At 61.3% G+C, this 14,005-nt stretch carries 13 protein-coding genes; 9 read left to right on the forward strand and 4 right to left on the reverse strand.

Features of this window, described 5'->3' with window-relative positions:
* Positions 1-101: 101 nt before the first annotated feature.
* Both QRN48_RS05580 and QRN48_RS05585 read left to right on the forward strand, forming a co-directional pair.
* Complete coding sequence (locus QRN48_RS05580; protein ID WP_285349337.1) at positions 102-653, forward strand: GNAT family N-acetyltransferase; 552 nt, start codon at positions 102-104, stop codon at positions 651-653.
* 101 nt (positions 654-754) lie between these two features.
* Positions 755-1,198, forward strand: a complete 444-nt coding sequence (locus tag QRN48_RS05585) for a GNAT family N-acetyltransferase (protein WP_191943753.1) — start codon at positions 755-757, stop codon at positions 1,196-1,198.
* Positions 1,199-1,221: 23 nt separating this feature from the next.
* Here the strand turns inward: QRN48_RS05585 and QRN48_RS05590 are convergent, their stop codons facing one another.
* Complete coding sequence (locus tag QRN48_RS05590) at positions 1,222-2,436, reverse strand: sensor histidine kinase (RefSeq protein WP_191943752.1); 1,215 nt, start codon at positions 2,434-2,436, stop codon at positions 1,222-1,224.
* An 81-nt stretch (positions 2,437-2,517) separates the two neighbouring features.
* Positions 2,518-4,098, reverse strand: coding sequence for a histidine kinase famiy protein (locus QRN48_RS05595; protein ID WP_285349339.1), 1,581 nt, complete (start codon positions 4,096-4,098; stop codon positions 2,518-2,520).
* A gap of 293 nt (positions 4,099-4,391) precedes the next feature.
* Here QRN48_RS05595 and QRN48_RS05600 point away from each other — a divergent pair, with 293 nt between their 5' ends.
* The 5 genes from QRN48_RS05600 to QRN48_RS05620 all read left to right on the forward strand — a co-directional run bounded on the left by QRN48_RS05600 (position 4,392) and on the right by QRN48_RS05620 (position 10,083).
* Positions 4,392-4,820: a DUF2231 domain-containing protein gene (locus tag QRN48_RS05600; RefSeq protein WP_037009551.1), complete on the forward strand. Its 429-nt coding sequence runs from the start codon at positions 4,392-4,394 to the stop codon at positions 4,818-4,820.
* Positions 4,817-6,112 carry a PQQ-dependent sugar dehydrogenase gene (locus QRN48_RS05605; protein WP_191943750.1) on the forward strand — a complete coding sequence of 432 codons (1,296 nt, stop codon included), beginning with the start codon at positions 4,817-4,819 and terminating at the stop codon, positions 6,110-6,112. Before QRN48_RS05600 ends, QRN48_RS05605 begins: the two co-directional genes overlap by 4 nt.
* Positions 6,113-6,471: 359 nt before the next feature.
* On the forward strand, positions 6,472-7,401 hold the full coding sequence (locus QRN48_RS05610; protein WP_285349341.1) for a LysR family transcriptional regulator: 930 nt from the start codon (positions 6,472-6,474) through the stop codon (positions 7,399-7,401).
* Between the two features lie 291 nt (positions 7,402-7,692).
* Positions 7,693-9,021, forward strand: coding sequence for an MFS transporter (locus tag QRN48_RS05615; RefSeq protein WP_285349342.1), 1,329 nt, complete (start codon positions 7,693-7,695; stop codon positions 9,019-9,021).
* A 75-nt stretch (positions 9,022-9,096) separates the two neighbouring features.
* A complete protein-coding gene (locus QRN48_RS05620) occupies positions 9,097-10,083 on the forward strand; it encodes a M14 family metallopeptidase (RefSeq protein ID WP_285349343.1) in 987 nt (328 codons plus the stop codon).
* Between the two features lie 683 nt (positions 10,084-10,766).
* Here the strand turns inward: QRN48_RS05620 and QRN48_RS05625 are convergent.
* The gene (locus QRN48_RS05625) at positions 10,767-11,906 is read right to left on the reverse strand and encodes a glutathione-independent formaldehyde dehydrogenase (RefSeq protein WP_037009540.1); all 1,140 of its coding nucleotides are present in this window, start codon (positions 11,904-11,906) and stop codon (positions 10,767-10,769) included.
* Positions 11,907-12,104: 198 nt separating this feature from the next.
* On the opposite strand from QRN48_RS05625, the gene QRN48_RS05630 reads away from it, so the two are divergent.
* Positions 12,105-13,214, forward strand: a complete 1,110-nt coding sequence (locus QRN48_RS05630) for a serine hydrolase domain-containing protein (protein WP_285349346.1) — start codon at positions 12,105-12,107, stop codon at positions 13,212-13,214.
* 1 nt (position 13,215) lies between these two features.
* Complete coding sequence (locus tag QRN48_RS05635; protein WP_285349347.1) at positions 13,216-13,341, forward strand: hypothetical protein; 126 nt, start codon at positions 13,216-13,218, stop codon at positions 13,339-13,341.
* A 30-nt stretch (positions 13,342-13,371) separates the two neighbouring features.
* On the opposite strand, the gene QRN48_RS05640 is transcribed toward QRN48_RS05635, so the two are convergent.
* On the reverse strand, positions 13,372-13,893 hold the full coding sequence (locus QRN48_RS05640; protein ID WP_191943745.1) for a cupin: 522 nt from the start codon (positions 13,891-13,893) through the stop codon (positions 13,372-13,374).
* Positions 13,894-14,005: the final 112 nt, after the last annotated feature.

Here is a 14,005-nt window from a genome sequence, read left to right on the forward strand (position 1 = left end):
GGCGCCATCATATTGTCGGTTTCAGGGGCTATGCAGTTTCCATACCTCGTTGGAAGAAAGTTAATCAAACACTGCGATGAGCGTTGTGAGGAATGGGGTTTATGACCTACGCCATTGAGCATTACTGCCTGCGAACGCTTGGCCTCGATGACGCCGAGGCCCTTCATCATTATGAAAGGGTGAACCGCGACTTTCTTCGCCGCTGGGAACCCGAGCGGGATGAGCACTATTTCACCTTGAGTAACGCCAGGGCGAGAGTCGAACAGCAACTGGAGTCCATGGCCGCCGGGCGCTCGGTCTGCTTTGTTCTGGTCGATCCCAAGCGTGGAGAGATGTTGGGGCGGTGCAATTACACCCACATCATCGGGGGTGCTTTTCAGGCCTGCTATCTGGGCTTTTCATTGGCGCAGGCGCTGCAAGGACAGGGCTTGATGAAAAGATCACTGGAAGCAGGCAACCGTCATTGTTTTGAGCAAATCGGGCTCCACCGGATCATGGCAAATCATCTGCCGCGCAACATCCGCAGCGAGCGTTTGCTGGCCTCTCTGGGGTTTGAAAAGGAAGGGTACGCCCGTGCCTATCTGAAGATTGCCGGCGTGTGGGAAGACCACGTGTTGCGAGCGCTGACGAACCCGCTCGACAGCAGCGGCTGATCGCAGGCAGAAACCGAACCACAACCGAACCACAACCGAAATGGAAAGCGGTGCTCGCAGTCGACCCAGACCGCGTTCGCAGGCAAGCACAGGACAATGAAATGACGTTGCATCTGAGGCAGGCAGTCATCAGCGACCTCCCGGCGATCTACCGGGGTGAAGAGGCCTACATTCGCCAGTGGGAGCCGCAGCACGAAGCCGCGTGGCGCTCTCAAACCGAGCGACACCTGACGCAATGGGTGGAGAATTTTGAACGGATGACCGTCGCTGTTTTGAACAACCAGTTTGCGGGCTATTCGTTATGGGCCCGCGCGGGCGATTGTGCGGAGCTCTATACCCTTCACGTAGCGGACACGCTGAGGCGCAACGGCATCGGTACGGCACTGCTTGAGGGGTTCGTGAAAGCGGCCTCCGGGCAGGGCTTCACTCGGTTATGCCTGGGTGTGCGCCCTGACAACCCGGCGAAAGGGATCTACGAGCGCGCCGGTTTTCAATGCACGGGAACTGCGGCGAACGGCTATCTGACTTACGAGCGCCACAGCTGATCAGCGACTGCGCGAGCACTGCCTCAGGCCGGCATGGGTTCGACGCTCTCAACAAGCAGCGGCAAACGCACAGTAAACACCGTGTGGCGGTCATCGGAGTGCACGTGCAACTCGCCCCCATGGGACTCGGCGATTTGCGAGCAGATGTACAGCCCAAGCCCCAGGCCCGCGCTCTTGTTTTCGCCTTCGGCACGGGTGAACGGCTTGAACAGCAAATCGATCTGGTCGGCGTGAATGGCGGCGCCTTCGTTGGAAAACGACAGCACCATGCTGTCATCTTCAACGTGCCCGTTGATCAGGATCGGCCCGCCTGGGGCTCCATGATGAACGGCATTGGAGAGCAGATTGGAAACCAACTGACTGATCCGGCCAAAATCGCACCGCACCGGCCTGGCGGCGCCGAACCGGTAGACCACATCGGCCTTGGGATGGGCATGCCTGATCTCGGCAATCACTGGAGTCAGGGCTTCAAAAAGGTTGTCGACACGGCTCAGGTTTATCACGAACTTTGCGCCTAAACGACAGCGCGTGAAGTCGAGCACGTCCTCGATCAAGGCAGACATGCGCAGCGTGCTGCTGTGGATGGCGTCGACCAGTTTTCTGGAATGCTGCTCCTCAACGCGCGCCTGAAGCAGCTCTGCACTCAGGCGCACGGCGCTGATGGGCGTCCTCAGGTCATGGCCCAGGACGGCGACAAACTCTTCGCGCAACCGCCCGGTTTCTTCGGCAACGCCCAGTTCGGACTGACTGTCATTCAGTTGTGTGTGCAATTCCAGATGACTGGCCAGCAGTTGGGCGAACAACTCCAGGGTCTCGATCACGCTGGTGTCATTGAACACCTGCGGCTCGGGGTCGAGGCCGCACAACGTGCCGACGAATAACCCGGTAGAAGTGATGATCGGCACCGAAATATGGCTCTGCAGACGGTCCTGGGGTATGTGGTTCTCCGGTTCGTATGGGCCGTTCGCCAGCTCGCGCATGCCGGCACCGGAGGCCAGGGACCGCCGGCGCAGCCGCACTTCATTACACAGCGTCTCGTGCACCACGCGTTCGTCGCCCGGCTTGATGTCCAGGCGCACCGAGTCGTCCACCGCATAGGCCACCCACTGATCCGCCGTGACCCGTGCCACCGCTGAAAACCTCAGCCCCGTGGTCTGCTTCACCAGACGCAGAATCACCGGAATCATGGCCATCGTATCAACGGGAGGAAACGGGCCTGTGTAATCGGTTTCGGACATGCGCTGGCTCACTGTCATTAAAAAAAGGCGATGATAGCGTTTCACTGTATGCACATACAGCCTGATGATCAGCTGCGGGCTTTAGCCCGACTCGTCAGGTGCTTCGAGCGCCTGTCGAATCCTGGCAGCCAGGACGTCGGGCGAGCACGGTTTGGCCAGCACGGGAAACTCGTCTCCCACCCGGTCAGCCGGGCTCACAAATGCCTCGGCATAGCCGGTGGTCAACAGTATCTTCATGGTGGGGTAGGATTTCCTGACTGCCCGGGCCAGTGCCATGCCATTCATCCCGCCGGGCATGACAACGTCGCTGAACAGCAGATCGAACGCTCGTCCGCTGGCCAGAAGCGCCAGCGCATCGGCGCCGTTACCCGCCGTTTCGGTTTGGTAACCCTGCTCTTCCAGCACCATGCGCGCCAGTTCGGCCACGTCCGTGCGGTCTTCAACGATGAGTATCGACTCGTTTCCGGAGAGCACCCGAGCTTTAGTCTGTTCTTCCGCCAGGCAGAGCCCTGCGGCGTCTGCCGGAAAATACAGGCGCAAGGTGGTGCCCGCCCCCGCTTCAGAATGGATGCGCACGGTCCCGCCCGACTGTCTGGCAAACCCGTACACCATCGACAGGCCAAGGCCCGTGCCCTTGCCCTCCTCCTTGGTGGTGAAAAACGGTTCCATCACACGGGTCCTGACGTCCTCGGGCATGCCGCAGCCATTGTCGGTGATCGCAAGACAGACGTAGCGCCCGGCAGGCATTCCGTCGTAATGGCTGGCATCAGCTTCGGCGATCTCCACGTTGCGGGTCTCGAAGGTGATCGTTGCGTTGCTGCGGCCCGCCAGCGCATCGCGGGCGTTGATAATGATGTTCAGCAAGGCCAGCTCGGCCTGGGCCGGATCGACCCGTGAGTTCCACAGGCCGTCATGCAGCCTGCTTTCGAGGATGACTCCGTCGCCCATCACACGCTCGACCGTGCTATGGGCGAAGTCCATCAGGTTGTTGAGGTTGATGACCCGCCCCTCCAGCTTTTGCTTTCTGGAGAACGCCAGCAGTTGCTGAGTCAAGGTGGTTGCCCGATCAATGGCATGTCGGGTCATCGCCAGGTTGCGCTGGACGCGTCCGGTATCGAGCTCCGGCTTGGCCACGGCGCGGTCGGCCAGGTCGATGTAACCGCCCATCACCTGCAGCAGATTATTGAAATCATGGGCGATGCCACCCGTGAGTTGACCCAGCGCTTCCATTTTCTGTGATTGGTGCAACGCCTCTTCGGCATCCCGCCGGCGGCTGACATCCAACTGGGACGCGAAGTAATAGATGAGCTCGCCGGCCTCGTTGTAGACCGGGGACACGAACAAGGCATTCCAGAACGAGGAGCCATCCTTGCGGTAATTCAGCAGTTCGATGGATATCTCCGACTTGGCTTTCACCGCATCTCGAATCAGCGCAATAGCTTGTGGGTCAGTGTCGGCGCCTTGCATCAGACGGCAGTTGCGGCCGTACAGCTCGTCAGTGCTATAGCCGGTCAGCTCCAGAAACGCCCCGTTGGCGAAGATGATCGGGTTGTCAGGCTGATTGGGATCGGTGACGGACATCGGCATGCGGGTGGTTGCCACGGCCGCGAAGAAAATATGCCTGCCCGACCCCGACAGGTCTGCATAGGTTGGATTATCCACTGGGTGTAGATCTTTATGAGTGATCAGGCACTGGGCTGGTCTGTCCCGGTAACGCGCATGGCGTCGGCTTGAAGGGATAGACGTGTGCACGTGGCCAAGAGTTTAATCAAAATGCGCGGCAAGCAGTTTGGGAGGGCTCGGCGCTCGATAAACCGCGACGCAGACAATCGCGCAGGCAATCCCTTTGAACTTACGCTCCGCCGTCACGCTCTTTCTTATCGCTTGGTCAATGCATTGCCCGCCTTCACTCGCCTCTGTGACTGGCTCAAGCTGACGAACGATAAGGAGCTACCGTGACTGACACAGCCTACCCTCACTACCGGGTTCTGCCCGGTCCGCTGCATGCGATCCTGCTGGCAGGAACGGTGCCGCTGTTTCTCGGCGGATTACTCAGCGATATCGCCTACTACAACACTTACCTGATTCAGTGGAGCAACTTTGCTTCGTGGCTGATCGCCGGAGGCGAGTTGTTTTGCGGGCTGGCGTTGCTATTTGCCCTGGTGAACCTGATCCGGGCCAACCCGAAAAAAGGCCGCCCGACGGTGTATTTTCTGCTGCTGCTGGTGACCTGGTGCCTGGGCCTGGTGAATGCTTTTGAACACGCCAAGGACGCTTGGGCAATGATGCCCTCGGGCCTGATCCTGTCGGTCATCGTGACCGCGCTGAGCTGCATTTCGGCGGTGATCGGCCTGACCAACCTTCGTTCGGGAGGCGCACGATGAAACATTCCTACGCACTGACCGCCTTGTCCATGGCCCTTCTGTTGAGTGCCTGCGGCGGCGAAAAAAACACTGACGAAGCCCATGGCCCGGACCCGAAAATGCCTGAAGCGCAGCGCGGTTTGCTGCCCAGCATGAAGATCGCCGAGCCGGCTGCCTGGGGTGACCAGAAGCCGACGGTGCCGGAGGGTTACAGCATATCGGCGATCGCCGATGACTTGCGCGTGCCACGCCAGACGCTGGTATTGCCCAACGGCGACATTCTGGTGGCAGAAGGCAAAGGCGGCGCCGATGCCCCCAAGCTCAAGCCCAAGGACGTGATTGCCAGCTACATCAAGGCGCAGGGCAATACCAAGGTCAAAGGTGGCAACCGCCTGACCTTGCTGCGCGATGCAGACGGTGACGGCAAATACGAGCTGAAAACCGTCTTCGCCGAGGGCCTCAATGCCCCCTACGGCCTGGCGTATGCCAACGGCAAATTGTACGTCGCCAATCAGGATGCGCTGGTGCGCTTTGATTACGTCGAAGGTCAGACCAAAGCCAGCGGTGCGCCGGTCACCGTCACCGAGTTGCCGTCACAGATCAACCACCATTGGACCAAGTCACTGGCGATCACGCCGGATGGGAACACCTTGTATGTCGGTATCGGTTCGAACAGCAACGTCACCGAGCGCGGCATGGAAGTTGAGCTGGAGCGCGCCAGAATCTGGCAAATCGATGCGCAGACCGGCGCGCACAAACCCTACGCCACCGGCACGCGCAACCCGACCGCGCTGAAAATCCAGCCGGGTACCGGCAAGCTCTGGGCGGTCGCCAACGAGCGCGACGAGCTGGGGCCGGACCTGGTGCCGGACTACCTGACGTCGATCCGTGAGGGCGGTTTTTACGGATGGCCTTACAGCTATTGGGGGCAGAACGTTGACCCGCGCGCCCAACCGCAGGATCCCGCAAAAGTCGCTGCGGCCATCAAACCGGATTACAGCCTTGGGTCCCACGTGGCCGCCCTCGGCCTGGACTTCTCGATCCCTGAAATGGGTGGCAAATTTGCCGATGGCGTGTTCGTCGGTGAGCACGGCAGCTGGAACCGGGATAACCCGGTGGGCTACAAGGTCGTGTTCGTGCCCTTCAGCAATGGCCAGCCCTCGGGCGACCCAGTGGATTTCGCGACGGGCTTTCAGGGCAAGGACGGCAAGACCCACGGCCGACCTGTGGGCGTGACGGTGGACCCTCGCGGCGCGCTGATCATTGCTGACGACCTGTCCAATACGGTGTGGCGAGTGACCCGCAACCGCTAACCCCAGACGACACAGGGCGTCGCTGCCCTGTTGCCACTGCCGGATACGCGCAGTCAGTGCTGCCAGTGGGGGGCAGTGGGACCAGTAGTGCCAGTGGTGCCAGTGGACCAGTAGACCAGTAGACCAGTAGACCAGTAGACCAGTAGACCAGTAGACCAGTGGGACCGGCTTCAGCCGGGAAGCTTTTGACGTTGTGATCGCTCCTAGGCTCCGCGTGGGAGCGACCATCGGAAATCAAAGCACTCTTACGCTCCTCCTCCCGGCGAAAGCCGGTCCCACTGAAGCACTGCATGCTAGCCATGTACGAAGCACACCCGCGGCACGTAGTCTTCTTTCTGAACTGATATCAGGGAGGCCCCATGCAGTTGGAATGGCTTGAAGATTTCATTGAACTGGCGCAGGTGCGCAGCCTGTCGCGGGCGGCCGAGAACCGCTGCGTCACCCATCCGGCGTTCGGCCGCAGAATCCGTGCATTGGAGGACTGGGCCGGAGTAGCGCTGATCGAGCGCAAGCAGCCGCTGTCATTGACGCCCGCCGGCCTGCTGTTCCTGGACGCTGCCACTCAGGCGCTCGAGCGACTGAATACGGTCAGGGCGCAGTTTCAGGATTCCGGCCGCTATCAGGACACGCCCCTGCGAATCGCCACGGGCCGTACGCTGGCCAGCGATTTTTTCCCGGACTGGTATGAAACCCTGACCGGACGGTTTGGCGTATTCCCGGTTTCCATCGTGACCAGCGGCGCCCAGGAGGCGATCAGACGGCTCGCCGCCCGCGAGGTCGACCTGTTGTTGATTTTCTCCAGCCCTCAGACCCATCTGCTGATCGACCCTGACCGTTTCGAGTCCATGACGCTGACCACCGAGGCATTGCTGCCGGTGAGTGCGCCGCTGGCCGACGGCACGCCCCGATTCGCCATCAGCGCGGACGGCCAGGGCCCCGTGGTACCGTGGCTGGCGTTGTCGCCCTCGCTGACCCTGCGCGGCGCCCTCGCCCGGCACCTTGCCGGTCTGCCGCAGCGGCTGAGCTTGCGCATGATCTACGAAGCCGATTCGTACGAGGCGATCCTTGAGATGGCCCGGCGCGGCAACGGCCTGGCCTGGCTGCCGCGCATGGCGGTCAGGAAGGCGCTCGACGCCGGCGACCTGGTCATCGCCGCCGGCCCCCACTATCAATTCAGCTTTGATATCTCGCTGCATCGGCTGCGCGCCAACCGCGGCGAGCGGCTGATGACCATCTGGAACGGGCTGCTGGAGGATGCACCAATGACGGGCGCCGAAGAAAAAATCTAAGTGCCGGTCGGGCCGAAGCAGCAGATGCCCCGGCCGCGTGCCGAGAAAGCCCGTCCGTGTGCCGAAACAGCAATTGCCCCTCTTCTTCTGCTGATCGACAGTTAGCCCCGAACCTGACGCAGCCCCAGGGCCCTCACTGCGGGTCGTCAATGCGGCGTTGCGCAGTGCTCATGGTCGCTGCTCCATGAGCGGATTCCATTACCGTTCCATAAAAAACAACACGCGATCAACCCGGCACGGTTGCCGAGGTGAGATCGCGGATCCTAATCGTGAATTTGCCGGGGCCTCGCCATGACCGCATCATCCGCAATGAACGCTCCGCTCGCCGCCCGCAAGCGTGGCCCCTGGAAAGAGATCGTCGCCGCCAGCATTGGCAACGCGCTGGAGTTCTACGACCTGCTGATCTATGGCTACTTCGCTGTGGTGATTGGCAAGCTGTTTTTCCCCTCCGACAACGAAACCACCTCGCTGCTGCTGAGCGTCGCCTCGTTCGGCATTTCTTTTCTGATGCGCCCGCTCGGTGCCATCGTGCTGGGCTCTTACGCTGATCGCGCCGGCCGCAAGGCATCGCTGACGATGTCGATTCTGATCATGATGATCGGCACCGCCATGATCACGTTCACACCGTCCTACGAACAGATCGGGCTGGCCGCGCCGCTGCTGATCGTCGTGGCACGGATGCTACAGGGGTTCTCGACCGGGGGCGAATTCGGCGCGGCCACGGCGTTCATGGTCGAGCACGCCGAGCCGCGGCGGCGCGGTTTTTTTGCCAGCTGGCAGCTGTCGACCCAGGGCCTGGCGACCGTATTGGCGGCAGGCGTCAGCGCATTGTTGAGCTATGTGCTGACGGATGTGCAGCTCAGCGATTGGGGATGGCGCGTCGCTTTCGGGGTCGGCCTGCTGATCGGCCCGGTGGGTTTCTACATCCGCAGTCAGATCGACGAGACGCCGGACTTCAAAAAGGTCGCCGCCGACACGCCGAAGAAAACACCGCTGCGCGATGTGCTGGTCAAAGGGCACCTCAGCCTGCTGCTGGCCATTGGCGTGGTGGCCGGCGCCACCGCCTTCAACTACGTTCACAAGCTCTACATGCCGACCTACGCACTGAAGCAACTGCACATTGCAGCGACCTCCTCGTACCTCGGCGCGCTGGTGACAGGCCTGACGCTGATGGTGATGGCGCCGGTGTTCGGCACCCTCTCCGATCGCTTCGGGCGCTTTAGGGTGCTGACCGTTGCGCTGCTGATCACCGGCTTGTCGTCCTACCCGATGTTTGTGCTGCTCAACCACTTCCCCAGTGTCACCAACTTGTTGCTCGTGCAAGCGGTGGTGGGCGTACTGATCGCCGCCAGCCTCGGCCCGATTCCGGCGATGCTCGCCGACATCTTTCCCACCAGCATTCGCGGCACCGGCCTGGCCCTCAGCTACAACTTCTCGGTCACGCTGTTCGGCGGCTTCGCCCCGCTGATCGTGACGTGGATGATCGATGCCACCGGCAGCAAGCTCGCGCCGAGCTTCTATGTGATCGGCACCGCGCTGATCAGCGTGCTCGCCGTCATCTGCCTGGGCCGTCGCATGCGCAATGCCGGTCACTCCTCAGGCGACCGTGCCTTTCATTAATTGATTAGAACAACGACCTCGCCGCCATCTGCCAGGGCGGCGGGGAATGCAGCCTTTTTCCTGCCGGAGACCACCATGAAGACCATTGAAGACGTGCGAGCGGGCCTCAAGCCCTACCCCATTGAAGTCGAGTTTCCTGACATCACGCCATGGAAAGACAGCGCCACCGGCGTTGACTACGTGCACAGTTTCGACAGCGGCGTGGCCGGGCCGCACGTACTGATCATGGCGCTGACCCATGGCAATGAGGTCAGTGGCGCGATCACCCTCGACCGTTTCTTGAAGAAGGGCCTTCGCCCCCGTCAGGGCCGCCTGACGCTGGCGTTTGGCAACGTCGAGGCGTACCACCATTTCAACCCGCAAGACATCGACGCCACGCGTTATCTGGATGAGGACATGAACCGGGTCTGGCTGGAGAGCCGCCTCGACGGCCTCGAGCAGAGCCGCGAATTGCGCCGCGCCCGGGAATTAAGGCCGATCATCGAGACGGTGGATCTGCTGCTGGATATCCACTCCATGCACGAAGAAGCAGCGCCCATCATGATGAGCGGCGCCTGCAAAAAGGGTCTGCGGATGGCGGCCGAGTTGGGCGTGCCAGAGCATGTGATTGCCGACGCAGGGCACAAAAATGGTTGTCGTCTGCGCGACTTTCAGGGGTTTGGTGACGAGTCGAGCGCGAAGAATGCCCTGCTGATCGAAACGGGACAGCATGTGTCGGCTGTCAGCACAAAAGTCGCTCTGGATAGCGCGGCGCGTTTCCTGATGCTGACCGGCACCGTGAGCGAAGCCGACGTGGCGGAGTTCCTGCAACCGGTCAAGCCGGCGCCGCAGCGCTTTCTCGAAGTGACCGAACCGATCGTTGCCAGGACCATGGATTTCCGTTTTGTCGAAGACTACAAAGGGCTGGAGCAGATCAAACACGCGGGCACCGTCATCGCGATGGATGGTGATGACCCGGTGGTCACCCCGTACGACAACTGCGTGCTGATCCAGCCCTCGGTTCGCCATTTGGGCGAGGGCGTAACCGTCGTTCGCCTGGCAAAAGTGATCGACGCGCCGTGAGGGAAACAAAGTCGCCCGGTCTCTGACCCCGTGGCTGGCGCGTATCACAGACGGCAGCGCCGATTCCCGCAGCACCCGTAGGATGCCGGCTTGCTGGCGAACGCGTCAGGTCAGACGCTGCGACACTGGATGCCCCGCCCCATTCGCCAGCAAGCCGGCTCCTACGGTCAACGCGTAGACCCAGACACACCGCAGAGCCTGTCAGTGGGACCGGCTTTAGCCGGGAAAGCGTCGGGCGGCATACCGCGAACAAGTCACGGATAAAATCTGTATCACTGGCCGCATTGTGACCTGATAACCCATCCGGACCCGTAGGAGCCGGCTTGCTGGCGAACGCGTCGGGCCTGCAAACGAATTATCGGGGCGACTGACGCCTTCGCGAGCAAGCGCGCTCCTACAGCGGGTCTCCATAGAATGCAGTGCTGCGTTTAGGCAGAGATGACAAGGTAAGGGGCAATAACGCTAAAAGAGTTAGAACACTACGAAACAACTGTAGGAGCGCGCTTGCCCGCGAAATGGGCAGCGAATTCACTGCACATCCAGAAGACCGCACACGCAGGGGCGGCAAATGCTTCACCGACCCAGACCACGACCTCGCGGGCAATCCCATCCCGCTAGCGAACCGAGGAAGGTCATAGCACAAACGCCGGGCACTCTGGCCCGGCGTCTGCAATCAAGTGCCGTCAGGCGGCAGGCTTGAGAATCACTTTGGTCCAGCCCTCGGCGCGTGCATCGAACTGCTTGTAGGCGTCCGGTGCCTCACCCAGTTTCAGGCGGTGGGAGATGATCTGCGAAGGCGTGGCGCGCCCGTGGTGGATGAGCTCGGCCAGGCGACGGTTATAAGCTTTGACGTTGGCCTGGCCGGTGCGGATCTGCTGACCTTTGAACCAGAAGGCGCCGAAGTCGAAGGCCATCTTGCCCTCCTTCGCCAGCTCGTTCTTGGCGCCCGGATCCTGAGGCACAAATACGCCTACGACACCGATCCCGCCGGTGGCCTTGGTCGAGGCCACCAGATTGTTCATGGTCAGGTGGTTGGCCTCGTGGCCGTGCTTGTCGCAGCACTGATAACCCACGCATTCACAGCCGCGGTCAGTGCCCTTGCCATTGGTGAGGTTGAGGATCTGATCGACCGCTTCCTTCTCCAGCGAGTTGATCGGCGTGGCGCCCATCTGCGCTGCCAGCTTCAAACGATCTGGATGATTGTCGACAACGAAGACCTGGGAAGCGCCTTTGATCATCGCCGAATGCGCAGCCATCAGGCCGACCGGCCCCGCGCCGTAGATCGCGATGCTTTCACCCGGCAACAGGCCCGCCAGCTCGGTCGCGTGCCAGCCGGTAGGGAAGATGTCCGAGAGCATCACATAATCTTCTTCCCGCTCCACCGCGTCCTCGGGGAGCACCAGGCAATTGAAGTCAGCGTAAGGCACGCGCAACAGCTCTGCCTGGCCACCCTGATAGGGCCCCATGTCGGCAAAACCGTAGGCTGCGCCGGCACTGCCGGGGTTCGCGGTCAGGCAGAAACCCGTCAGGCCTTTCTCGCAGTTCTCGCAAAATCCGCAGCCGATGTTGAACGGCAGGCACACGCGGTCGCCGACCTTGACGCGGTCGACACCGGCACCGACTTCGATGACTTCGCCCATGTTTTCGTGACCGAGTACACGGCCTTCTTCCATGGAGGTGCGGCCTTCATACATGTGCAGGTCGGAGCCGCAGATGTTGGTGGTGGTCACCCGAATCAGGGCGTCGGTGGGTTTTTCAATTCTGGCGTCAGGTACGTTCTTGACACTGACGTCGCGTGGGCCGTTATAAACAAGTGCTTTCATAATGTTCTCGCGTCCAGGAAATGAATGGCAGCTGTGCTGCTCGCAAAGTGTCTGGCCTGCACATCCGCAGGTTGTTCAATCGTTTCAGCAGCGACACTGACGGGCGGTCGTTCAGCGCGGTTCATTCGGAACGGCGGCTCGCGACGCCGCGCGTCTTCGCGAAGTACTATTTCCCATCCCTTCATCACGAGCCAACCAATGACTGCTTCGACTCGCCTCCAGGCCTTGATTGATAGCCTTGCCCCGACACGCGTACCGGGCCTGACCCTGGCAGTTGGCAACCGCGACGGGCTTGTCTGGGAGGGGGCTGCGGGGTACGCCGACATCGTGAGTCAAACGCCGGCAGACCCTGCGTGCGTATTGGGGGTCGGAAGCATCACCAAGGTGCTGGTTGCGGTGCTGGTCCTGCAACTGGTCGAAGAGAAGCGCCTCGGCCTCGACCACACGCTGAATCCGTATTTATCGACGACCGTGCTTGCGGGGATTGCCAACGCTGACGTCACCACTGTTGGCCAGTTGCTGTCGCACCACAGCGGCATCGCCAGCTGGGAAGAGGACGCCCGGTGGATTCGCGACGCCAGAGGCGAGCGCATCACGCCCGGCAAGCAGTGGGCGAGCGTGGAACCGCTGAACTACATTCGCGGCGCGTCACCCGACCATGACGTCGGCACCCGCTTTCACTATTCAAATACCCATTACACCCTGTTGGGCCTGCTCATCGAAGCCGTCACGGCCAAACCCTTCGAGCAGGTCCTGGCCGAGCGCACCCTCGGGCCTTTGAACATGACGTCCACGTATCTCGAACGCGCAGATGCTCAACGTCCTCCACAGCTGTGCACCCGCTATCACGGCGGCACCGATGCATTTATAGAAACCGCTGGCGTCGCCCCGTCTTTCCGCCAGATTCAGCCCGGATGGCTGGAGGTTTCGTCGAGCAACTTGTCCGTCGAATGGGCCGCCGGCGGCGTAGTGTCTTCGGCTTCCGACATCGTCAGGTTCATGACCGCGCTCAGGGACGGGCGTGTACTGGGACGCGAGCTGATGCAGCAAATGCTGACATGGCGTCCGGCGCACAACGGCACGCAAATGGGTCTGGGGATTTTCCGCGCCGCAACGCCTCACGGCGCGGTGATCGGCCATGGCGGCAATGTGCTGGGCTTCAGCGCGACGACCTGGTGGTTTGAGGAGGGAGACTGCGTCCTCGCCCTGCTCACCAATTTGGGGTCAATGCATGCAGGACCTCAGGCCTGGTCCGCTTCGCGACTATTTGAAGACACCGTGCTCGGTCGGGAGGCGCAGGCGTTGTGAAGTGGCCGTCGACGATGACCGCGCCAAGGTCCCCGGCCTGCTGTTCGACGGTCTGATACCGGACGAAGTACCCATCAAGTTCATCGGCGTCAACCCGAGCCAGCCCCTTGATACGACTGTCGGCTAACACGCGATCCCGAACGCCTGGCGGGTGAAATCACTTGCGCCAATGCTCAACTACCCCGCCTCTATGGCCGATGACGGGATCACTGGCTGGAAACCTCAGGTGGGCGATCTGTTCGATCTGCGCCGGCGTCGCTGGCTCACGATTGATGTCGCCCTCCTGTCCCGGCGGATAGGCACCTACCACAGCGAAATCATCGCTGGACTCCAGGTTGCAATGCCCTGTGCCTGCCGGCAGCAGCAGCGCATCCCCGGCGTTGACCTCAATGACATGGCCGTTCGGCCCGCCCAGCATCAACCGCGCGCGCCCGGCATAAACTCCCAGCACCTCATGACCGCGAGTGTGGTAATGGTGAAAGTCGTAGACGCCGTAGCGCCACTGCGGCGGCCAGCCATTGGCGCCGAATAGCGCTTCAAACGCCTTGGCCGGATCATGAGCGGTGGCATCAATGGCACCGGCATACATCAGCACCGGCAGGCTTGGGTTGTTTGGAATGCCAAGGTTTGAATCCAGCGTCAGCGTCTGGATAGCTGGCGCAGCAGTGATTTTTTCCATGGTCAAGCTCTCCTTGGGCCCGGCAGGACGGCGAAGTGGATGTTTCAACTGACGTCGCAGCCGTGTTTCGGTTCGACCGGCTGTCGGTTGGCGGTCGAGAATGGCATCAAGG

The sequence above is a fragment of the Pseudomonas sp. ME-P-057 genome (assembly GCF_030208975.1).
Lineage (GTDB): Bacteria > Pseudomonadota > Gammaproteobacteria > Pseudomonadales > Pseudomonadaceae > Aquipseudomonas > Aquipseudomonas lutea.